This window comes from Caballeronia sp. LZ008 (genome assembly GCF_031451435.1).
Lineage (GTDB): Bacteria > Pseudomonadota > Gammaproteobacteria > Burkholderiales > Burkholderiaceae > Caballeronia > Caballeronia zhejiangensis.
Genome location: NZ_JARUXK010000002.1, coordinates 849483 through 869558, shown reverse-complemented (window position 1 = coordinate 869558; position 20076 = coordinate 849483). Strand labels below are relative to the sequence as shown.

21 protein-coding genes are annotated in these 20076 nt (G+C 62.4%); 6 read left to right on the top strand and 15 right to left on the bottom strand.

What is annotated here, in order from left to right; translation table 11 throughout:
• Position 1: 1 nt before the first annotated feature.
• The 3 genes from QCE49_RS18345 to QCE49_RS18335 all read left to right on the top strand — a co-directional run bounded on the left by QCE49_RS18345 (position 2) and on the right by QCE49_RS18335 (position 4201).
• On the top strand, positions 2-1423 hold the full coding sequence (locus QCE49_RS18345) for a cytosine permease (protein WP_250460504.1): 1422 nt from the start codon (positions 2-4) through the stop codon (positions 1421-1423).
• Between the two features lie 241 nt (positions 1424-1664).
• Positions 1665-2996, top strand: coding sequence for an epoxide hydrolase family protein (locus QCE49_RS18340; protein ID WP_008346232.1), 1332 nt, complete (start codon positions 1665-1667; stop codon positions 2994-2996).
• A 185-nt stretch (positions 2997-3181) separates the two neighbouring features.
• Positions 3182-4201, top strand: a complete 1020-nt coding sequence (locus QCE49_RS18335) for an alcohol dehydrogenase (RefSeq protein ID WP_008346234.1) — start codon at positions 3182-3184, stop codon at positions 4199-4201.
• Positions 4202-4240: 39 nt separating this feature from the next.
• Here QCE49_RS18335 and QCE49_RS18330 read toward each other — a convergent pair whose 3' ends face one another.
• From QCE49_RS18330 to QCE49_RS18295, 8 genes are all read right to left on the bottom strand, one after another.
• Positions 4241-4843 carry a dimethylsulfoniopropionate lyase gene (locus tag QCE49_RS18330; RefSeq protein WP_250460506.1) on the bottom strand — a complete coding sequence of 201 codons (603 nt, stop codon included), beginning with the start codon at positions 4841-4843 and terminating at the stop codon, positions 4241-4243.
• A gap of 13 nt (positions 4844-4856) precedes the next feature.
• The gene (locus tag QCE49_RS18325) at positions 4857-6050 is read right to left on the bottom strand and encodes a Xaa-Pro peptidase family protein (protein ID WP_250460509.1); all 1194 of its coding nucleotides are present in this window, start codon (positions 6048-6050) and stop codon (positions 4857-4859) included.
• A 12-nt stretch (positions 6051-6062) separates the two neighbouring features.
• The gene (locus tag QCE49_RS18320; protein ID WP_250460511.1) at positions 6063-7193 is read right to left on the bottom strand and encodes a hybrid-cluster NAD(P)-dependent oxidoreductase; all 1131 of its coding nucleotides are present in this window, start codon (positions 7191-7193) and stop codon (positions 6063-6065) included.
• A 101-nt stretch (positions 7194-7294) separates the two neighbouring features.
• Positions 7295-7843, bottom strand: a complete 549-nt coding sequence (locus QCE49_RS18315) for a GNAT family N-acetyltransferase (protein ID WP_008346242.1) — start codon at positions 7841-7843, stop codon at positions 7295-7297.
• A 27-nt stretch (positions 7844-7870) separates the two neighbouring features.
• Positions 7871-8473 (bottom strand): helix-turn-helix domain-containing protein, encoded by a 603-nt coding sequence (locus QCE49_RS18310; RefSeq protein ID WP_250460513.1) that lies wholly within the window; start codon positions 8471-8473, stop codon positions 7871-7873.
• A 104-nt stretch (positions 8474-8577) separates the two neighbouring features.
• Positions 8578-9825: a serine hydroxymethyltransferase gene (gene glyA / locus QCE49_RS18305; RefSeq protein ID WP_008346246.1), complete on the bottom strand. Its 1248-nt coding sequence runs from the start codon at positions 9823-9825 to the stop codon at positions 8578-8580.
• Positions 9826-9969: 144 nt separating this feature from the next.
• The gene (locus tag QCE49_RS18300; RefSeq protein WP_250460514.1) at positions 9970-10668 is read right to left on the bottom strand and encodes a GNAT family N-acetyltransferase; all 699 of its coding nucleotides are present in this window, start codon (positions 10666-10668) and stop codon (positions 9970-9972) included.
• A gap of 113 nt (positions 10669-10781) precedes the next feature.
• Positions 10782-11669 (bottom strand): SDR family oxidoreductase, encoded by an 888-nt coding sequence (locus QCE49_RS18295; protein ID WP_250460516.1) that lies wholly within the window; start codon positions 11667-11669, stop codon positions 10782-10784.
• A 102-nt stretch (positions 11670-11771) separates the two neighbouring features.
• On the opposite strand from QCE49_RS18295, the gene QCE49_RS18290 reads away from it, so the two are divergent.
• Positions 11772-12593: a helix-turn-helix transcriptional regulator gene (locus QCE49_RS18290; RefSeq protein WP_008346252.1), complete on the top strand. Its 822-nt coding sequence runs from the start codon at positions 11772-11774 to the stop codon at positions 12591-12593.
• A gap of 4 nt (positions 12594-12597) precedes the next feature.
• On the opposite strand, the gene QCE49_RS18285 is transcribed toward QCE49_RS18290, so the two are convergent.
• The gene (locus QCE49_RS18285; protein ID WP_250460526.1) at positions 12598-13299 is read right to left on the bottom strand and encodes an SDR family NAD(P)-dependent oxidoreductase; all 702 of its coding nucleotides are present in this window, start codon (positions 13297-13299) and stop codon (positions 12598-12600) included.
• A gap of 1041 nt (positions 13300-14340) precedes the next feature.
• On the opposite strand from QCE49_RS18285, the gene QCE49_RS18280 reads away from it, so the two are divergent.
• Entirely contained in the window at positions 14341-16113 is a 1773-nt protein-coding gene (locus tag QCE49_RS18280; RefSeq protein ID WP_250460529.1) for a ShlB/FhaC/HecB family hemolysin secretion/activation protein, read from the top strand.
• Between the two features lie 67 nt (positions 16114-16180).
• Positions 16181-17173, top strand: a complete 993-nt coding sequence (locus QCE49_RS18275) for a hypothetical protein (protein ID WP_250460531.1) — start codon at positions 16181-16183, stop codon at positions 17171-17173.
• Positions 17174-17234: 61 nt separating this feature from the next.
• On the opposite strand, the gene QCE49_RS18270 is transcribed toward QCE49_RS18275, so the two are convergent.
• From QCE49_RS18270 to QCE49_RS18245, 6 genes are all read right to left on the bottom strand, one after another.
• Positions 17235-17492 (bottom strand): hypothetical protein, encoded by a 258-nt coding sequence (locus QCE49_RS18270; protein WP_008346261.1) that lies wholly within the window; start codon positions 17490-17492, stop codon positions 17235-17237.
• Positions 17493-17530: 38 nt separating this feature from the next.
• A complete protein-coding gene (locus QCE49_RS18265; protein WP_008346263.1) occupies positions 17531-17788 on the bottom strand; it encodes a hypothetical protein in 258 nt (85 codons plus the stop codon).
• A gap of 43 nt (positions 17789-17831) precedes the next feature.
• The gene (locus QCE49_RS18260; RefSeq protein ID WP_250458684.1) at positions 17832-18089 is read right to left on the bottom strand and encodes a hypothetical protein; all 258 of its coding nucleotides are present in this window, start codon (positions 18087-18089) and stop codon (positions 17832-17834) included.
• Positions 18090-18536: 447 nt separating this feature from the next.
• The gene (locus tag QCE49_RS18255; RefSeq protein WP_008346266.1) at positions 18537-18794 is read right to left on the bottom strand and encodes a hypothetical protein; all 258 of its coding nucleotides are present in this window, start codon (positions 18792-18794) and stop codon (positions 18537-18539) included.
• Positions 18795-19242: 448 nt separating this feature from the next.
• Entirely contained in the window at positions 19243-19500 is a 258-nt protein-coding gene (locus tag QCE49_RS18250) for a hypothetical protein (protein WP_008346268.1), read from the bottom strand.
• Positions 19501-19543: 43 nt separating this feature from the next.
• Complete coding sequence (locus tag QCE49_RS18245) at positions 19544-19801, bottom strand: hypothetical protein (RefSeq protein ID WP_250458684.1); 258 nt, start codon at positions 19799-19801, stop codon at positions 19544-19546.
• Between the last annotated feature and the right edge of the window lie 275 nt (positions 19802-20076).

Sequence of the window (20076 nt, the reverse complement as noted above, 5' to 3'; positions counted from 1 at the left end):
TTTGACTAGTGCACCACGCAACGCTTCTCCGTTGATCGAGAAGCACACCATCGGCTATGTGCCGCCCGAGGATCGTCACGGCAAAGTGCGCGACCTGTTCACGCTATGGTTCGGCGGCAATATCGCGCCCTTGCCGATCGTGACGGGCGCGCTCGGCGTGCAGATCTTTCATCTGAACCTGCTGTGGGGCATCGTTGCGATCGTCGTCGGACAGGCGGTCGGCGGCGTGCTGATGGCGTTGCATTCCGCGCAAGGGCCGCAAATGGGCATTCCGCAGATGATCCAGAGCCGCGCGCAGTTCGGATCGTGGGGCGCGTTGCTCGTGACCGTCATCGCGGGCGTGATGTACGTGGGCTTCTTCGCGTCGAACATCGTGCTCGCGGGGAAGTCGCTGCATGGCATCGAGACGTCGGTGTCGGTGCCCGTGGGCATCGTGATCGGCGCGCTGGGATCGGGACTGATCGGCATCATCGGATACAAGTTCATTCATATCCTGAACCGCATCGGGACGTGGGTCCTCGGCATCGGCATTTGCGTGGGCTTCGGCTACATCCTCACGCATGTCTCGACGGACGATTTCCTCACGCGCGGCGGCTTCAACTTCGCCGGCTGGCTCGCGACCGTATCGCTTTCCGCGCTGTGGCAGATCGCGTTCGCGCCTTACGTGTCCGACTATTCGCGCTATTTGCCGGAGACCGTGCGCGTCTCGTCGACGTTCTGGGCGACGTATCTCGGCTGCACGATCGGCTCGACGCTCGCCTTCGTGTTCGGCGCGGTCGCGGTGCTCGCGGTGCCGCCCGGCGCCGACGCGATGGATGCCGTGAAGCTCGCCACCGGACCGCTCGGCCTGCCGATGCTCGTGTTGTTCCTGTTGAGCGTCATCAGCCACAACGCGTTGAACCTGTATGGCGCGGTGCTCGCGGTGATCACGTCATTGCAGACGTTCGCGTATCGCTGGATTCCGACGGCGAAAGCGCGCGCCGTGTTGTCGGTCGCGATTCTCGTCGCGTGCTGCTATGGCGCGATCGGCGCATCGACGAACTTCGTCGCGAATCTCGTCGATCTCGTGCTTGCGCTGCTCGTCGTGCTGGTGCCGTGGACCGCGATCAATCTCATCGACTTCTATGTGATCCACAAAGGCAAGTACGACATCCAGTCGATCTTTCAGGTAGACGGCGGCATCTATGGACGATTCAATCCGCAGGCGTTGATCGCTTATGCGATCGGTATCGTCGTGCAGATTCCGTTCATGAACACGCCGATGTATGCGGGCGCGGTGCCCAAGTATCTCGACGGCGCGGATCTGTCGTGGATCGTTGGATTGCTGCTGACGTCGCCGGTTTATTACTGGCTTGCATCGCGCGATACGAGTTATCGGCGCAGACAGAACGGTGCGCGTGTGGCGTCGAACGTGGCGCGGTGATTCATTAGCGATGTCGGGCGGGACTCTTTCCCGCCCGACAATTCTGTTGTAACCCCGGCTGCATTTACGTCGAGTGTGTACCTTCACATAATCGCGTCACCTGCTGCGAAAACCCTTCGCGGCGCATCGAGGCGGTGACGATCCCAGGCTTGCCGAACGGCGGCCTGCAAGTGCGGTTCAGTGATTCTGATTCGTTGCGGCACACATCGCTCCTCCTCGCACACGCATTCAGGAGCTTGTCATGTCGAACGATCTTCCTCTCCGGACGGCTTCGCGCCGTCATTTCATCGGCGTCGCGGCGGCGAGCATCGCGGCGAGCGCATTGAGCCGCGTCGCATTCGCCGATTCGATCCAGAGCACGGCGGACATCGTGCAAGTGAAGAGCGGCGACAAGACCGCGATTCGCCCGCTTCGCGTCCACGCAACGGATGCGCAACTCGCCGATCTGAAGCGGCGCGTGCAGTCGACGCGCTGGCCCGAACGCGAAACCGTCGCCGATGCCTCGCAAGGCGTGCAACTCGCGACGATGCAGCAACTCGCGCGCCATTGGTCGACCGCTTACGACTGGCGCAAGGTCGAAGCGCGGATCAACGCGGTGCCGAACTTCGTCACCGAGATCGACGGACTCGACATCCACTTCATCCACGTTCGCTCGAAACATGCGAACGCGTTGCCGATGATCGTCACGCACGGCTGGCCCGGCTCGATCATCGAGCAACTGAAGATCATCGATCCGCTGACGAATCCGACCGCGCATGGCGGCAATGCATCGGATGCGTTCGATGTCGTGATTCCGTCGCTGCCCGGCTACGGATTTTCCGGCAAGCCGGCGACGACCGGCTGGGACCCGCAGCGCATCGCGCGCGCATGGATCGCGCTGATGCAGCGGCTCGGCTACACGCGCTATGTCGCGCAGGGCGGCGACTGGGGCAACGCGGTGACCGAGCAGATGGCGCTTATCGCGCCGCCGGAACTGATCGGCATGCACACGAACATGCCGGCGACGGTGCCGGACGATATCGCCAACGCGCTGAAGTACGGCAATCCCGCGCCCGCGGGTTTGGCCGGCGATGAAAAGCACGCGTTCGATCAACTCGATTACTTCTACAAACACGGCCTCGGCTACGCGCAGGAAATGGCGAATCGGCCGCAGACGCTGTATGGCATCGAGGATTCGCCGATCGGTCTCGCGGCATGGATGATCGATCACGACGCGGCGAGCCAGGCGCTTATCGCGCGTGTGTTCGACGGACAGGCGGAGGGTCTCACGCGCGACGACATCCTCGACAACATCACGCTTTATTGGCTGACGAACACGGGCGTTTCATCGGCGCGGCTGTACTGGGAAAACAAGCTCAACTTCTTCGCGCCGAAGCATGTTGCGATTCCGGTGGCGGTGAGCGTGTTTCCGGACGAGATCTATGCCGCGCCGCAAAGCTGGACGGAGAAGGCGTATCCGAAGCTGATTCACTACAACCGTCTGGCGAAAGGCGGGCATTTCGCGGCATGGGAGCAGCCGCAAGCCTTCACGGATGAAGTTCGCGCGGGCTTCCGTCCGCTGCGTTCGGCGTAAAGGCGGCGCATCGCGGTCAGCGCGCGCATGGACGCGCGGCCGATGCATCGGGCGGAACCCTGTCACAATCGCAATCTCCGACGTTTCTCGACGATGCGCTCGGGAGTGCGATTGACCGGGCCGTCTCATCCGATTGCGGCGCGCGAGGTGCGCCGCGCGTGTTTCTCCATGACAAGGAGCAAGCGATGCCAACGATGCAGGCAGTGCAGGTAACGAAAGCGAATGGTCCGCTGGAAGTCGTCGAGCGCGATGTGCCGGAACCGCCCGCCGGACACGTGCTCATCAAGGTGCAGGCGTGCGGGATCTGCCACAGCGATTCGCTGACCGTCGAAGGACTCTGGCCGGGTCTGCAATTTCCGCGCGTGCCGGGACACGAGATCGCAGGCGTGATCGAGAAGCTCGGCGCGGACGTCGAAGGATGGGAAAAGGGTCAGCGCGTCGGCGTGGGCTGGCACGGCGGGCATTGCGGCCATTGCGAGCATTGCCGGCACGGCGACTTCGTGCTTTGCCAGCGCGCGCTGGTGCCGGGCATCAGCTATGACGGCGGCTACGCGGAATACATGGTGGCGCCGCAGGAAGCGCTCGCGCGTATGCCCGACGATCTCTCCGACGTCGATGCCGCGCCGCTTCTTTGCGCGGGCATCACCACGTTCAATGCGCTGCGCAACAGCGGCGCGCGCGCGGGCGATGTGGTCGCGGTGCTCGGCATCGGCGGGCTCGGTCACCTGGGCGTGCAGTTCGCGCGCAAGATGGGCTTCCAGACGGTGGCCATCGCGCGCGGACAGGACAAGGCGCCGCTCGCGAAGCAACTCGGCGCGCATCATTACATCGACAGCGAATCGCAGAACGTGGCCGACGCGCTCAAGGCGCTCGGCGGCGCGCGCGTGATACTCGCGACGGCGACGAGCGGCAAGGCGATGAGCGCGACCATCGGCGGGCTGGGGCTGAACGGCAAGCTCATCATGGTCGGGATATCGGAAGAGCCGGTCGAGGTGCCGATCACGCAGTTCATCATGGGGCGCAACTCGGTGCAGGGCTGGCCGTCGGGCACGGCGGCGGACTCGCAGGAAACGCTCGCGTTCAGCGCGCTGTCGGGCGTGAAGCCGATGATCGAGGAATATCCGCTGTCGCGCGCGGGCGAGGCGTATGAACGGATGATGAGCGGCAAGGCGCGGTTCAGGGTTGTGTTGACGCCGGGGAAGTGAGGTGAGCGAAGCCCCGCTGGGCGGGGCTTCGAAAGCCGCCTAATCCCCCTCCCTCGTCAACAGACACCAGATCGCGAAAAACGGCACATCACCCGACCGCATCGCGTGCGGATTATTCCGCACGTTATGAATCCCGCCGCCGATGCCCGGATCGCGCCATTCTCCGCCGTTCTGCCGAAACTCACCCGGCGTGAACAGCACATAAGCTTCCTCGGGCGGATGACTGTGATCCGGATAACGCGTATGCGGCAGCATCAGCGAAAAGCCCAATTGCACGTCATAACGGCTCTCCGCGCCGCCGGGACCGCAGATCATGCCGTGCACGTGTGCATCGATATAGCCGTCGCTACCGTTCACGCCCGATGATCGGCGCGACCAGCCGAGATCGGGTTCGAGCGCCTTGATCGCGCGCGCGGCGGTGCCGAAGCCGGTGTCATCGTCGATGAAAGGCGCGAGCGTCGCGTCGAGCCATTCGCATGCGGGATAGCGCGTGCGATGCCGCGCGCCATCGTCGGATGGCGTCTGCAACCGCTCGAACACGCGCGCCGCGACGCGACGTCCCGCTTCCGGCAGCTTCTCCGATTGAAACAGCTTCTCCGCGATGGCGATGTAAGCCGCCACGTTCTGCGCACGACGAATCATGAAGCGCTCTCCGTCACAACCAGTCGGTCTCGAAGCTGCATGCCGTGAGCGGCACGCAGCCGTGCTCCGTAAGCACCACTTGTTCCTCCAGTTTCACGCCCTGACATCCGCCTTCCGCTCCGATATAGCTTTCGATGCACAGCGTCATCCCCGTTTCGAAGACGCCGTCATAGCCCGCGCTGTCCCAATCGACCTGATGCGCGATGGCCGGCGCTTCATCGACCATGCCGATGCCATGCGCGATGCAGCTATACCGGTTCTTCACGTACGGCGCGGGAATCTTCCACGCCTTCTCGGAGAACTCGCGATAGGTCATGCCCGGACGCAGCAGGTCCATGTTGAAATGCACCTGAGAATAAGCCAGTTCGTACAGCTTGCGTTGCTCGTCGGATGGACGCGTGTCGCCCACCGTCCAGGTGCGCGAAATGTCGGAGCAGTAGCCGTGCGGGCCGACCATGTCGGTATCGAAGGCAAGCAGTTCGCCGTTTTGCAGCACGCGCGACGAACATTCGCGCATCCACGGATTGGTGCGCTCGCCGGACGCGAGCAGCCGCGTCTCGATCCATTCGCCGCCGTGACGGATGTTCTCGAAGTGAAGATGCGCCCATAGCTCCTGCTCGGTCATGCCGGGCCGAAGCTCGCGACGCATCCGTTCGATACCGGCCTCGCACGCGCGCAGCGATTCGCCGATCAGCACGAGTTCGCCCGCCGACTTGATCGCGCGGGCGTCTTCCATCATCGCCTGACCGTCGAGCAAGGTAAGGCCGCGATTGACGAGCAGCGCCGAGCCGATCGGATCGAGCCGGTCGACCGCGAGCCGGCTGTCGCCGCGCGCGTGCGCGCGAAACACATCGACGATTTCGTTCGCCCACGCTTCGGCGCGGCTTTCCGCTTCGTGGCCCGCGCTGAAATAAATCCAGCTCACCGCGCCGCGCATTTCGACGTTCAACTCGATGCCGTCCCAAACGTGCTCGCAGCTATGAAACTCCCACGCGACGATGCGGCCATCCGCGAACACCATGATGTAGCGCGACGGATTGCGCGCGGTCCATATCTGCATGTTGGACGTGTCCGTCGCATAGCGGATATTGACGGGGTCGTACAGCAGGATCGCGGGACATTCGTGTCGCTTCAATTGCGCAAGCACGCGCGCGAGCCGATAGGTTCTGACATCGCGCATCGTCCGCACCGGGTCTTCGACCGCCATGTGCGCGTCTCCTCACAGTTCCAGTACGAGGTCCGAAGTCGGACGGCTGCAGCACAACAGGCGAAATCCCTTCTGGACTTCCCTTTCGCGAATGCCGCCGTTGTGATTCATGTCGACGGTGCCTTCGAGCACCTTGGTCTTGCACGTCCCGCACATGCCCTGACTGCACGAAGACGCCACCGCGACGCCCGCCTTCTTCGCCGCCGACAGCACCGTTTGCGATGCGTTCATCGTGAACGATTTCGACGAGCGCGACAGCTTCACGGTGAAGGTTGCCTGCGCATCGCCGGCTTCGTTCGGCGAAGGCGCGGGCGCGACGCCCGCACCGATATCGAAGCTTTCCTGGTGATAGCGCGCCGGATCGTGACCGCCTTCGCGAAGCAACGTCCGCACCGCGCTCATGTAGCCGACGGGGCCGCACGTGAAGACCTCGCGCTCCAGATAGTCGGGCGCCCATTGCGACAGCAATTGCAGGCTGAGACGGCCGATCGGACCTTGCCACTGCGTCTCGTCGCCGATGCCTTCGCACACGAAGAACACGCGCAGGCGCGGCGAGAGCTTCGCGAATCGCGCGAGTTCATCGCGGAACACGATATCCGCAGGCGTACGCGCGCTGTGGATGAACACGATGTCGCGATCCAGCCCAAGGTCGATGCTCGCGCGCGTCATCGACATGAGCGGCGTGACGCCCGATCCCGCCGACAGATACAGCGATTTCGTCGCGGGCGCGACGCTCGGCGTGAAAGCGCCGGAAGGACCGTATGCACGCAGGTCGCTGCCGGGCTTCATGTTGTCGTGCAGCCAGTTGGACATCGTTCCGCCCGGCACGCGCTTCACCGTGATCGAGAGCAAAAACGGGCGCGTCGGTGCGGAGGAGATCGTGTAGCAACGCTCGACCGATTGCCCTTGCACCTTCGCCGACACCGTCATGAACTGGCCCGGTTCGAACCGCACGGGCAGGCCGTCGGCGGTGCGGAATTCGAAGCTCTTGATATCGTGCGTTTCGTCGACGACGCGGCGGCACGTCAGCGTCTGTTGCTCGCCGCTCGGCCATAGCTTGCCGCCATGTTCCCAGGTGGCGGCATCGGCGAGGCGATCGTCGAGATCGACCGCGGGAGCAAAAATTCTGTCGACGGAATTCATGGCGCGAAAAAGAGTGCGTTGGCGATGAGCGAAGTATTGGATCGCCCATAAACACCGTCAACGCGCTTTATTTTCCGCGTTCCATTACTTGATGTTATGCGTCAGCCGTCGACCGGCGCGACGGGCGTTTCGAGCTTGAGCTGATAGAACGCCGCATCCAGCCAGCGGCCGAATTTGAACCCGGCTTCGGTGATCGTTCCCGAATGCGTGAAGCCGAGCCGCGTATGCAGGCGGATGCTGCCCGCATTCGTCGCATCGACGCAGCCGACGAGCACATGCACTTGTGCTTCGCGCGCGCGCCGGATCAGTTCGCGCAGCAGCCGCTCGCCGAGCCCGAGGCCACGGCAATCGCGATGCACATAGACGCTGTGCTCCACGGTGTACTTGTAGGCGGGAAACGCGCGGAACGTGCCCCAGCTCGCAAAGCCCATGAGCTTGCCCGACGCATCGACGGCGCCGACAACCGGAAAGCCGCCCGCGCGTTTCGCGGCGAACCACGTCGACATGGCTTCTGCTGGGCGCGGCACGTAGTCGTACAGCGCGGTCGAGTTGACGATGGCTTCGTTCAGTATCTCGAGGATGGCCGGCGCGTGTTCGGCCTCGTTGCAATCGATGAGGCGCACGTCGTCGTGCGGATCGGTGGTGTTCATTCGATATCCGTTCAGGCTGAAGATGAATCAGTTGGCGGACGCGTCGCCGATGGCGAGAATGTAGCGCGCCGCTTTCGAAGCCGGGTTGCTGAAGATGAGCGGGCGGTCGAGGCGCATCGCGAGGCAGTCGCCTTGCTGAAGCGCGTGAAGCTCGTCGCCGATCACGATGTCGATGCGTCCGCTCATCACCCAGACTTGCTGGTGCATGTTCGATTCGCGTCCGCCGGTTTCATACGCGACGCGCGCGCCCGGCGGAAAGTCCACTTCGACGAGCTGAAACGGCGACGGCCAGCCCGCAGGCGATAGATTGCGGCGCGTATAGCCGGATTCGGGATCGCGCCATTTCAATTGCTGGCGGCGCCGCGCGAGCGGTTGCGCGGGCGCGCCTTCCGCTTCCCCGCCGAAAAGGCTCGCGAGCGATACGCCCAGGCCCGCCGCGAGCTTGTCGAGCACGACGGCGGTCGGGCTGGCCGCGCCGCGCTCGATCATCGAAATCATCGAGCGGCTCACGCCGCAGCGCGCCGCGAGCGCGTCCAGCGTGTAGCCGCGCGCGGCACGCAACTCGCGGACGCGATCCGCGATGCGCTGGTTGATGTCGGCTTCAGCGGAACGCTTGGCGGTATCTAGCATAGTGGACGGAGTGTCCAATAAACCAGACGTCGATGTCAAGCGAAAGCGGGCTTCGCTGCACGAAGACAGCGAAGCCCGCCGATGACGCCTATAACCGGTTCAGATCAGCCGTACACGGGGAAGCGCTTCGTCAATTCCGCGACCTGCTGACGAACGCGTTCGAGGTTGCCCGCGTCTTCCGGGCTTTCGAGCACATCGGCGATCAGGTTGCCGACGATCTCCGCTTCCTTCGTGCCGAAGCCGCGCGTGGTCATCGCGGGCGAGCCGAGGCGCACGCCACTCGTGACGAACGGCTTCTCCGGATCGTTCGGAATCGCGTTCTTGTTGACCGTGATGTGCGCGGCGCCCAATGCGGCTTCCGCGGCCTTGCCGGTGATTTTTTTCGCGCGCAGATCGACAAGCATCACATGGCTTTCCGTGCGGCCCGAGACGATACGCAGACCGCGCTTCACGAGCGTTTCGGCCAGCACGCGCGCGTTGTCGACCACGCGCTGCTGATATTCCTTGAACTCCGGCGACAGCGCTTCCTTGAACGCGACGGCCTTCGCGGCGATCACATGCATCAGCGGACCGCCTTGAATGCCCGGGAAAATGGCCGAGTTGATCTGCTTCTCGAACTCAGCCTTCATCAGAATGACGCCGCCGCGCGGGCCGCGCAGGCTCTTGTGCGTGGTCGTCGTGACGAAATCGGCGTGCGGCACCGGATTGGGATACACGCCCGCCGCGATCAGGCCGGCATAGTGCGCCATGTCGACCATCAGATACGCGCCGACGCTCTTCGCGATCTTCGAAAGACGCTCGAAATCGATCTTCAGCGCAAACGCCGACGCGCCCGCGACGATCAGCTTCGGCTTGTGTTCATTCGCGAGTTGCTCGGCCGCTTCGTAGTCGATGTCTTCGGCTTCGTTGAGACCGTAGCTCACGACGTTGAACCATTTGCCCGACATGTTGACCGGCGAGCCGTGCGTAAGGTGGCCGCCGTGCGCGAGGCTCAGGCCCATGATGGTGTCGCCGGGCTTGAGCATCGCGAAGAACACGCCCTGATTGGCCTGCGAGCCGGAATTCGGCTGCACGTTCGCGGCTTCGGCGCCGAAAAGCTCCTTCACGCGATCGATCGCGAGCTGCTCCACCACGTCGACATATTCGCAACCGCCGTAATAGCGCTTGCCCGGATAGCCTTCCGCGTACTTGTTGGTGAGCTGCGAGCCTTGCGCGGCCATCACGGCCGGGCTCGTGTAGTTCTCCGACGCGATCAGCTCGATGTGATCTTCCTGGCGTCGGTTTTCATTCGTGATGGCCGCCCAGAGTTCCGGATCGACGTTTTCAACGGTGCTGGCTGCGCGATTGAACATGATGGTACCCATGTAAGAGAGAAGCGGGTTGCTGCGGGAACGCGTGACTGTCCCGTATTCCATCGAAAGCCGGCTCGCGCGGATAGAAGAATTACGACATTGCGCTGGAATGCGGGCACCTGCGCATTCGCCGCAAGTGAATGCTTATTTCATCGGGCGGCTGATTCGCATCAACGTGAACGCGTGACGCAGCTCGAAGCCGAGCCGTTCATACAGCGCGATGGCGCTTTCGTTGTGACTGAAGACATGCAGAAACGGCGTGTCGCCGCGCTCGCCGATTTCCTTGCGCAGGATGTTCATGAGCCGTCCGGCCAGGCCGCGTCCGCGGCAACGTTCATCGACGCACACCGCGCTGATCTCCACATGGCCGTCGATGGCCATGCGCTCGCCCGCCATCGCGATGAGTTCGCCTTGCTCGCGAATCCCGATGTAGCGACCCATTTCGCGCGTGCGCCTGCCGAACGGACCGGGTTTCGTGCGTTGCACGAGCGCGAGCATGGCGTCGATATCGGCAGCGCCGAGCGCGATCACGTCGCGGTCGTCGATGCTTCGCGTGAAACGCGACGTCGCGATCATCTGATGGATGGTGCCGACGCGCTCCGCGTCCAATGCGCCGATGTCCGCGAGCGCACCCGCCGAGAGCATCGCGACGTGTTCGCCGGGTTGCAGCAGCGCGTGCAGCGCGCGCCAGGCATCGGGTGTATCGGAGGCGATGGCCCCGAACGGCGCGACATCCGGATGGAAACGCCGCGCGAGTGTGTCGCCGAGGCCGAGATGCGCCTGCTTCGTGGTCAGCGCGGTCCAGATCGGGCGGTCGAGTGCGGCGTGGGTCGGGCGGATCATATCGGCTCCGGTTGCGAAAGGTGATCGAATGCCGATCACTTTAGGCAATTCCGAGCGTTCCGGCTATTGTCGGAAATGACAGTTTCGGGGGCATTTGCGCCAAACGAAACGCGTCAGGGGTAGCGCGCTTCGTCCAGATCGGCGATGAGCGTCGGGCCTGTCGGTTTCCATCCGAGGCGCGCCTGCGTCAGCGCGCTCGACGCGGGCATGTCCAGGCCGACGAACATCGCCATCCAGCCGAAATGCGCGGCTGCATCGTCCGGAGAAATCGACGTGACCGGCAGCTTCAGCCCGCGTCCGAGCGCTTCGGCAATCGCGCGGCTCGCGATGCCTTCCTCGCCGACCGCGTGATAACGCGCGCCGCTTTCCGCCTTCTCGACGGCGAGCCGGTAGAGCCGCGCGGCATCGGAGACATGGCCCGCCGGCCAGCGATTGCCGCCATCGCCCACATAAGCGACGACGCCCTTGTCGCGCGCAATGCCGATGAGCGGCGTGATGAGACCCTGCTTCAACGGATCGTGAACCTGCGGCAGTCTCACCACCGACACGTTGATGCCGGAATCGAGCAGCGCGTTCCCCGCCAGCTCGGACGCGATGCGCGGATTCGGATGACGCGTGTTGAAGACGTCCTCGCGCGCCGGTTCGCCGTGCTCGCCGCTGCCCATGCCGGTGCCCGACGTGATGACGAGCGGACGATTCGTGCCCGCGAGCGCCGATCCGAGCGCGGCGATCGCGCGCTTGTCCTTTTCGCAGTTCTCGACGAAGCGCGAGAAGTCGTGATCGAAGGCCGTGTGGATGACCGCATCCGCCAGCGCCGCGCCGCGCGCGAGGCTTTCCGGATCTTCCATCGTGCCGCGATGCACTTCGGCGCCGGCATCTTCGAGCGCCCGCGCGCCCGCATCCGAGCGCGTCATGCCGATCACCCGATGACCCGCGTTGATCAATTCGTGCACCAAGGCCGAGCCGATGAAGCCGGTCGCGCCCGTCAGAAAAATTCGCATGGTGAAGCTCCCTGGTCGAATGGCGCTCACTATCCGACGTTTTTTTATCCCGTTAAAGTAGTGACGTCATCCTATTAAAACGACTAACAGGGTTTCATATCCGTGGATACGGCCAGATCGCTCGGCGATTTTCTGCGCAGCCGGCGCACGCGTCTCGATCCGGCGAGCTTCGGTTTCGCCGGACGCCGCCGCACGCCCGGCCTGCGCCGCGAAGAGGTCGCCCAGCGCGCGAACATCAGTCCGACCTGGTACACGTGGCTCGAGCAGGGACGCGGCGGCGCGCCGTCGGCCGATGTGCTGGAGCGCATCTGCGGCGCGCTGTTGCTCACCGATGCCGAGCGCGAGCATCTCTTCATGCTCGGGCTGGGACGGCCGCCGGAAGTCCGTTACCGGTCCGCCGATGGCGTCAGTCCGCGGCTTCAGCGTCTGCTCGATTCGCTGCAGACCAGCCCGGCCATCGTCAAGACGCCGACGTGGGATGTCGTCGCGTGGAATCGCGCCGCGGCCGTCGTGCTGACCGATTACGGCACGCTGCCGCCCGGCGGGCGCAATATCCTGCGATTCCTGTTCCGCAATCCCGATGTCCGCGCGCGGCAGCACGACTGGGACAGCGTCGCGCGCTTCGTCGTCGGCGCGTTCCGGGCGGATGTGGCGCGCGCGGGGCTGGTGTCGGAAGTCGGCGAGCTCGTCGAAGAGCTTCGGCACGCGAGTCCCGAATTCGACGCGCTCTGGCGCGACAACGACGTCCACAGCCACGAAGAAGGCGGCGGCATCAAGCGTCTGATGCATCCGGCGCTCGGATCGGTCGAGCTGGAATATTCGGCGTTTTCCGTCGATGGCCGGCCGGATCTCGGCATGATCGTCTACACGCCCGTCGACCGCGCGATGGCCGAGCGGATCGGCCAGCTCGCCGCGAGCGCGTGACGCTTCAGAACTTCTCCACCCACGGCCGCAGCTCGATTTCCCACGTCCACGCGCTGCGATGCTGGCGCAGCACATCGAGATAGGTTTGCGCGATGGCGTCGGGATCGAGCGTGCTGTCCGGCGCGTCGGGCGGATCGGCGCGATGTTCGGCGCGCACGCCGCCGTCGATCACGAAATGCGCGACGTGAATGCCCTTCGGCGCCAGTTCGCGCGCGGCGCTTTGTGCGAGGCCGCGCAACGCGAACTTGCCCATCGCGAAGGGCGCGGACAGCGCGAAACCCTTGACGCCCGCCGTCGCGCCCGTCAGCAGGATCGCGCCTTTGCCGGCGGGAATCATGCGGCGCGCGGCCTGCTGGACGGCGTGAAACGCGCCGAGCGCCGAGACGGCGACAGCCTGCGCGACTTCTTCGGCATCGAGTTCCGGGATGGGTCCGCGCACGCGCCCGCTCGCGTTGTAGATGACGATTTCCGGCGCGCCGATGCGGGCTTCGGTCTGGGCGAAGAGCGTTTCCATCTGACCGGCATCGGATGCATCGACGGGTAGCGCGATGGCGCCGGTTTCATCGACGAGCGCCGCGAGCTTTTCGACATTGCGCGCCGCGATGACAACCGGAATGTTTTCGGCGCGCAGACGCCGCGTAAGAGAGCCGCTGATGCCTGGCCCGGCACCGACGATGAGGGCGCTGCGGTAGGGAAGTGTGCTCATGGTTTCACGCTCGGACGAGAGGTGGAACCGATGATAACTGGGGTGGGAAATCGGCGCGCGGATCGGCTGCTGCGGGGCTGTTTTTGATGAAAGTCGATGGGTTTCTCAGCGCGACGTGATCGTCGCTACATCCGGCGCGCTGACGAACGGTGGCACGCTCGCGGCGCAGCGGAATACGAGCGTCAATGCGGGCAGCGCAAGACCGATGCAGGTCATTGGCGCATCAGCAAAAAAGGGATTCTGACTCGGCAACGCGGCGCGTGTCGGACGTTGGTGATCTGAACATCGTCAGCGTGCAGGATGTGACCACGAGCAGCGCGCATCGGAGCAGCACGGGCGGCGGGTTCACGATTAGTCAAGCGGAGGCAGCGCGAGCTTCGGCGCGCAGAACGCGTGTTGTATGCGCTTGATCGTGATCACGTAGATCCGTGATCACGGCCCTCGATGTCGCTGTACGTCAGCGTGCCAGTGTACTCAAGCTGTTCTGCGATGCGTCCGCGGCACTTGCAATCGCCGCGCCTTTCAGATCGATGTTGCCCTTCACATTGACGTTACAGCCGCCTTCGCCGGCCAGAATCTCCGCCTGCTGATTGACCTACGGATAGTCGCCGTCGGCGTGACGCGCGAGGCCGCACCGCAGCCGACAGCACGACGGAATGACTCTCAACATCTGACCCGTATTGAAATGGTCCAACGATAGTCACAATCTTTTTCTGATTGAATGGAAAGATCAGGAAAGGATTATTTACGGCCACGACGGAGACGGCGATAGTAAGAAGTTTCCGTCGGTCGTCCAAGAAGACGAAGAAAAAGTAAAAGGACGGATCGTAGTTAATCAGAGCACGGCTCATTCACCGGGCCGGGTTCAGGCGCTCATGAGCGTCGTTCATGGTAATGACGACGCTCTCTCCACGTCCGACACACGCATCAGCAGCGGCGTTCTGCTCGGCCTTGGTCGGGTAAGTCGCTCGGGTTTGGCGTATGGATGTTGTCGCCGCCCGCGACGGTTTTTTTGTTCCATTCAGACCTAGAAGTTAGTTGATGATTTACCGAAAAAGGCTTGCGGCTCTGTCGTTCACAGCCCTGATGTCGCTCGCAGCAAATGCGCAGCAAATTCCATTCACAGACGAAGCCGCCGCCGCGCGCGCGAATGCGATACAGGATCAGCAAATCCAGCAACAACGCGAGGCACAGCAACGCGAATCGGCGATTCGAGCGCCGGCCTTGCGCTCGGAAATCCCTGACGAGAAGCGATATCCGTTGCTTCCTTCAGAGACGCCGTGCTTTCGCATCGACGCCTTCGAGCGCGATGTGCCGCAAACGCTGCCCGAGCCGATTCGGAAGCAGGGCGCATCATCGCTGCCGCTCGATCCGTTCGCGTTCGCCCGCGAGTGGCTCGACCACTACAAAGGTCAATGCATCGGCAAGGACGGCGTGAACGTACTGACCAAGGCGCTTCAGCAGGCAATCCTGAGCCGCGGACTGATCACGACGCGTGTGCTGCTGCCCGAACAGGACCTGTCGACCGGCACGCTCAAGTTCGCTCTGATCCCCGGCGTGATCCGCGAATTGCGCTTTGCCGATCCCAACACGTCGGGCACATGGAAGACCGCTTTTCCGGCGCGTCCCGGCGACGTGCTGAACCTGCGCGATCTCGAGCAAGGCCTCGAGCAGATGAAGCGCGTCGCGAGCCAGGACGTCGACATGAAGGTCGATCCGACCAGCTCGCCCGGTGAGAGCGATGTCGTCATCACCGTCAAGCGCGCCAAGCCTTGGACGTTCGTCGCCTCTGTCGACAACTCCGGCAGCCGTGCAACCGGCAAGTGGCAAGGCAACGTCAGCCTGGGCATCGACAATCTTCTTGGACTGAACGACATCCTGAGCGTAGGCGCGAATCAGGACCTGTACTTCGACGACAAGACTTTGGGCTCGCACGGCTTCAACGGTTCCTACTCGATCCCATGGGGCTATTGGACCGCGACGCTGTATGGCAACACGAACACTTACTATCAGCAGATCGCCGGTGTGAACCAATCGTTCGTGTCGAGCGGCAATTCGCAGAGCGCGGGGCTCAAACTGCAGCGCGTGCTGCGCCGCAGCCAGAGCGACGTGCTCAGCAGCTATATGCAACTCTCGAAGCGCTTCGGTGCGAGCTTCATCGAAGACACGGAGATCGAGCTACAACGACGCAACAATACTTTCCTCGAACTGGGACTGACCGATCGACATTACTTCGGCGGTGCACAGTTCGACGCGACATTGGCATATCGCCAAGGCATCGGTGGTCTGGGCGCGAGACCCGATCCGGAACCGGATCCTTACTCCATATCCACGCGCGCACCGACCTACCGCTTCAAGATGGCCGTGCTGGATATGAACCTGTCGATGCCGTTTGCCATTGCGAAGCAAAGCTTCCGCTACGTGACGACCGTACACGGGCAATACACCAACGATCAGCTTTACTACATCGACGACCTGACGATCGGCAGCCGCTACACCGTGCGCGGCTTCGACGGCGAACAAATGTTGGCCGCAGAAAAAGGCTTCTACTGGCGCAACGAATTGCAGATGCCGATCGGACAGACGCGCCAGTCGCTCTACGTCGGCGTGGATTACGGTCGCGTGTTCGGCCCGAATACCGAGTTTCTCGCGGGCACGCAGCTCGTCGGCGCGGTGATCGGCGTTCGCGGCGGCATTCCGTCGAAGTACGCTGGGTTCAGCTATGACTTCTTCGCGGGCACGCCGATTTACAAGCCGTCTTCACTCGAGACATCGCGCGTGACGGTCGGATTTCAGATGACCGCGCAATTCTGACGCGCGATCGACCTCGGGCTGCATTGCATGGTCAAGACACTGCGGCCCAAATAACAAAGGAGAAAACATGGCCAACGAGAAGAGTCTGACGCTCGCGTCGATTCATTCGACAGCGAAGGCGCTCACTGCCGGACTGCTGCTCGCGCTCGCCGCATGTGGAGGCGGAAGCGGCAGCGGACTCTCGGCTGTCGAGAACAACGGCAACGGGGCGACGGGAGGGACATCGTCGAATTCGGCGGATACGGCATCGACTTCATCGGACGCGCCCACATCATCCAGTGCGGCCGCGAGCTTCTTCAACAGCATCTTCTTGAAGGACAGCGGCAGCGGCTTCTATCAGTTCGATGCGAACTATCCCGGCAGCGGAGGCTACACGCCCGTCGCTTCGGGCAGAACCCGGTTCTACGTCGACAGTGATAGCGACGACAACTTCATCGCAGAGACCACAACGATAGCGGGCGCATATACGCAAGACTATGAGACGCAGCTGTATATCACGGCGGAAGGTGCGTTCACGTCGCGATCGACCCCCTACATCCATTTCGGTTCGAACTCGAAGATCTTCCAGAAGCTATCGCAAGGTTATGAGCTCGGCATGCGAGGCATGTCGACGGCCTTGGAGCGAATCACGATCAAATTGGACGACGTATCGGGTCTGCCGATCTCGGATGCCATTCGCAAGGACGAGGGTCCGGCCATCAACGGACTGCCGTTTCTGCTTGCCGCCGACAAATCGCCGATGCCGAAGGGATCCATCATCTATCAGTTGCCGTACACGGTCGTGACCACGCACTTGTGGGCGAACCTGACAAAGGGGAAGGATCCGTTTGCGTCTCTGGAGGAGATCCAGGCCAGGACCGGAGGGGCCATCCAATCGTTGGGCGGCTATCGCTATCTGCAGCCCGCGCCGAACAGCATGATTCATATCGAGTACGACGGGGCTCTGTACCACGGTGAACTGGTGAAGGCGGGTGACATCCACGATGTCGTTCCGGCTGCGTATAACGGCATTGCCGCGGATTTCATCGCGCAGCGCGAGGCAGTTGCGCTCGCAAAGTAGTGAAGAAAGGAGAAGGAAGCACAATTGTTCCTTCTCCCGTCGACGGTGCGGCTTCAGTTCTTCACGCTTTCACGCCGTGTAGCAGGCTGCCGATGGCGTCGAGCGACTTCGTCACGTTGGTCAGATCGACCTTGGTGTACTGCGATGCATCGACCTGCGTCACCGGCGCCACGTTGATCTGCGGGCTCGCGAACGCGAAGCCCGTGATCGAGTTGGCGTTGATGCCGTTGTTCTGGAAGATGCTCGCGCCGCCGACGATGGCGCCCATTTCAGCGCGACCAAGTTCCTTGCTGACCGCGAGGTTTTCGATTCTCAACATGATGTCTCTCCTGATGACGTGAATGGCTGTGTGAGGGCTTAGAGCTTCACGCCGCCGAGCACGCTGCCAACCGCATCGATCGACTTCGTGACGTTGGTCAGATCGACGTTCGTGTGCGTCGAGGCATCGACTTGCGTGACGGGCGCGACGTTGGTCTGCGGGCTGGCGAACGAGAAGCCGCCGTTGACATTGGCGTTGACGCCGTTGTTCTGGAAGATGCTGGAGCCGCCGACGATAGCGCCCATTTCTTCACGGTCGAGTTCTTTGCTGACTGCGAGGGATTCGATCTTCAACATGATGGTTCTCCGGATGCGTGGATGATTGCGATGAGATGGGGAATCAGAGTGCGACGCCGCCAAGCAGGCTGCCGACCGAAGCGAGCGACTTGGTGATGTTCTTCACGTCGACGTCGGTGTGTTGGGAGGCATCGACTTGCGTGACGGGCGCGACGTTGGTCTGCGGGCTGGCGAACGAGAAGCCGCCGTTGACGTTGGCGTTGACGCCGTTGTTCTGGAAGATGCTGGAACCGCCGACGATGGCGCCCATTTCAGCACGGCCGAGTTCTTTGCTGACAGCGAGGTTGTCGATCTTCAACATGATGTAGCTCCTGACTTGGTTGGTTGGATGAGCACCAATCGTTGCGCTCGCAGCTACATATGCGAGGGCTGTGCCAGCGGCTACTAGAGGATCTGTTCGGTTAATGCAAGTCGTTGATCGACATACAAAATCGAGGTACTCAAAGCAGATCGCTACGCGCAGTCCAGGTCGCTATTGGTCGCCGGCTGTCGGCCGTCCAAAGACAGATACTCGAAACATGTCTGGAGCCGGCGAACACGCAAGGTAATCAGACACGCGACACGTTTCACGCCGCAAGAAGAGAGACGAAACTATGGAATACGAAGTATCGATGAAAAAGACGAACGGCGCTCGCATCGAGCGTTGGGTCGCAACTTGGGGAAGGAAGAACCGGCAGGAAGGGAGTACAGCGAAGAGAAGCAAGGAGAAGGAAGCAGCGTTGTCCCTTCTCCCCTTGTAGACGATGCCTTACAGCTTTCCGCCCACGATCAGGCTGCCGACGGAATCAAGCGTCTTCGTCACGTTCGTCAGGTCGACGTTGGTGTGCGTCGAAGCATCGACTTGCGTGACGGGCGCGACGTTGGTCTGCGGGCTGGCGAACGAGAAGCCGCCGTTGTAGTTGGCGTTGATGCCGTTGTTCTGGAAGATGCTCGCGCCGCCGACGATGGCGCCCATTTCAGCACGGCCGAGTTCTTTGCTAACGGCGAGGTTTTCGATCTTCAGCATGATGTTTCTCCTGGGACGGGTTGGGTTGGACGAGCACCAATCGTTGCGCTCGCATCTCCATATGCGAGAGCTGTGCCAGAAGCGTCCGGATGTTGTCCGGTTAGGCCGATCCATTGAATAGCAAGGCTCACCGGGCATCTACAGCATCATTCACGAACGAGCGGCGCATCGATTCGTCGGCTGCGCGATGACAGATCGCCGAACATGTCGGCGCACGACCGACGGTCTGCGTACGCGAATGCGACGGGCTCAGTGAAACAGTCGATATCACACGCACGCGCCGTACAACGCTGGTGACAAAGCCACTTGCAGGCGATTGCCTTAGCGGAAAAAAGCCAAAAGAGGAGCGGCCTGGTCAATCCGCGCATTGCGCGCGTGCGGCCTTCGGAACAATGACGAGAGGGAGAAGGAAACGTCGTCGGTTCCTTCTCCCTTCGAGGGATGATGCTTACAGCTTCGCGCCGAGAATTTCGCTGCCGACGGTGGTGAGCGACTTCGTGATGTTCTTCACGTCGACGTCGATATGTTGCGACGCATCGACTTGCGTGACGGGCGCGACGTTGGTCTGCGGGCTGGCGAACGAGAAGCCGCCGTTGACATTGGCGTTGACGCCGTTGTTCTGGAAGATGCTGGAGCCGCCGACGATAGCGCCCATTTCTTCACGGTCGAGTTCTTTGCTGACTGCGAGGGATTCGATCTTCAACATGATGGTTCTCCGGATGCGTGGATGATTGCGATGAGATGGGGAATCAGAGTGCGACGCCGCCAAGCAGGCTGCCGACCGAAGCGAGCGACTTGGTGATGTTCTTCACGTCGACGTCGGTGTGTTGGGAGGCATCGACTTGCGTGACGGGCGCGACGTTGGTCTGCGGGCTGGCGAACGAGAAGCCGCCGTTGACGTTGGCGTTGACGCCGTTGTTCTGGAAGATGCTGGAACCGCCGACGATGGCGCCCATTTCAGCACGGCCGAGTTCTTTGCTGACAGCGAGGTTGTCGATCTTCAACATGATGTAGCTCCTGACTTGGTTGGTTGGATGAGCACCAATCGTTGCGCTCGCAGCTACATATGCGAAGGCTGTGCCAGCGGCTACTAGAGGATCTGTTCGGTTAACTCGCCGGCCTGATAGGAAAGGGATTGCGGGGTGGAAGCGCGATTTGCGCGCCGAAACCATCCGCAATAGGCGAGGCCGAAGTGTGGGCCGCAGAGAAACAGAGGGCGGGGACTTGTCGGATTCCGACGAACAGCGTGGTCAACGATACGGGACGCGCGTGCGCGGACGAG

Coding starts and splice junctions, on each gene's coding strand:
- QCE49_RS18340 (WP_008346232.1), top strand. CDS start 1,665: ATGTCGAACGATCTTCCTCTCCGGACGGCTTCGCGCCGTCATTTCATC.
- QCE49_RS18335 (WP_008346234.1), top strand. CDS start 3,182: ATGCCAACGATGCAGGCAGTGCAGGTAACGAAAGCGAATGGTCCGCTG.
- QCE49_RS18330 (WP_250460506.1), bottom strand. CDS start 4,843: ATGATTCGTCGTGCGCAGAACGTGGCGGCTTACATCGCCATCGCGGAG.
- QCE49_RS18325 (WP_250460509.1), bottom strand. CDS start 6,050: ATGGCGGTCGAAGACCCGGTGCGGACGATGCGCGATGTCAGAACCTAT.
- QCE49_RS18320 (WP_250460511.1), bottom strand. CDS start 7,193: ATGAATTCCGTCGACAGAATTTTTGCTCCCGCGGTCGATCTCGACGAT.
- QCE49_RS18315 (WP_008346242.1), bottom strand. CDS start 7,843: ATGAACACCACCGATCCGCACGACGACGTGCGCCTCATCGATTGCAAC.
- QCE49_RS18310 (WP_250460513.1), bottom strand. CDS start 8,473: ATGCTAGATACCGCCAAGCGTTCCGCTGAAGCCGACATCAACCAGCGC.
- glyA (WP_008346246.1), bottom strand. CDS start 9,825: ATGTTCAATCGCGCAGCCAGCACCGTTGAAAACGTCGATCCGGAACTC.
- QCE49_RS18300 (WP_250460514.1), bottom strand. CDS start 10,668: ATGATCCGCCCGACCCACGCCGCACTCGACCGCCCGATCTGGACCGCG.
- QCE49_RS18295 (WP_250460516.1), bottom strand. CDS start 11,669: ATGCGAATTTTTCTGACGGGCGCGACCGGCTTCATCGGCTCGGCCTTG.
- QCE49_RS18285 (WP_250460526.1), bottom strand. CDS start 13,299: ATGAGCACACTTCCCTACCGCAGCGCCCTCATCGTCGGTGCCGGGCCA.
- QCE49_RS18280 (WP_250460529.1), top strand. CDS start 14,341: ATGATTTACCGAAAAAGGCTTGCGGCTCTGTCGTTCACAGCCCTGATG.
- QCE49_RS18275 (WP_250460531.1), top strand. CDS start 16,181: ATGGCCAACGAGAAGAGTCTGACGCTCGCGTCGATTCATTCGACAGCG.
- QCE49_RS18270 (WP_008346261.1), bottom strand. CDS start 17,492: ATGTTGAGAATCGAAAACCTCGCGGTCAGCAAGGAACTTGGTCGCGCT.
- QCE49_RS18265 (WP_008346263.1), bottom strand. CDS start 17,788: ATGTTGAAGATCGAATCCCTCGCAGTCAGCAAAGAACTCGACCGTGAA.
- QCE49_RS18260 (WP_250458684.1), bottom strand. CDS start 18,089: ATGTTGAAGATCGACAACCTCGCTGTCAGCAAAGAACTCGGCCGTGCT.
- QCE49_RS18255 (WP_008346266.1), bottom strand. CDS start 18,794: ATGCTGAAGATCGAAAACCTCGCCGTTAGCAAAGAACTCGGCCGTGCT.
- QCE49_RS18250 (WP_008346268.1), bottom strand. CDS start 19,500: ATGTTGAAGATCGAATCCCTCGCAGTCAGCAAAGAACTCGACCGTGAA.
- QCE49_RS18245 (WP_250458684.1), bottom strand. CDS start 19,801: ATGTTGAAGATCGACAACCTCGCTGTCAGCAAAGAACTCGGCCGTGCT.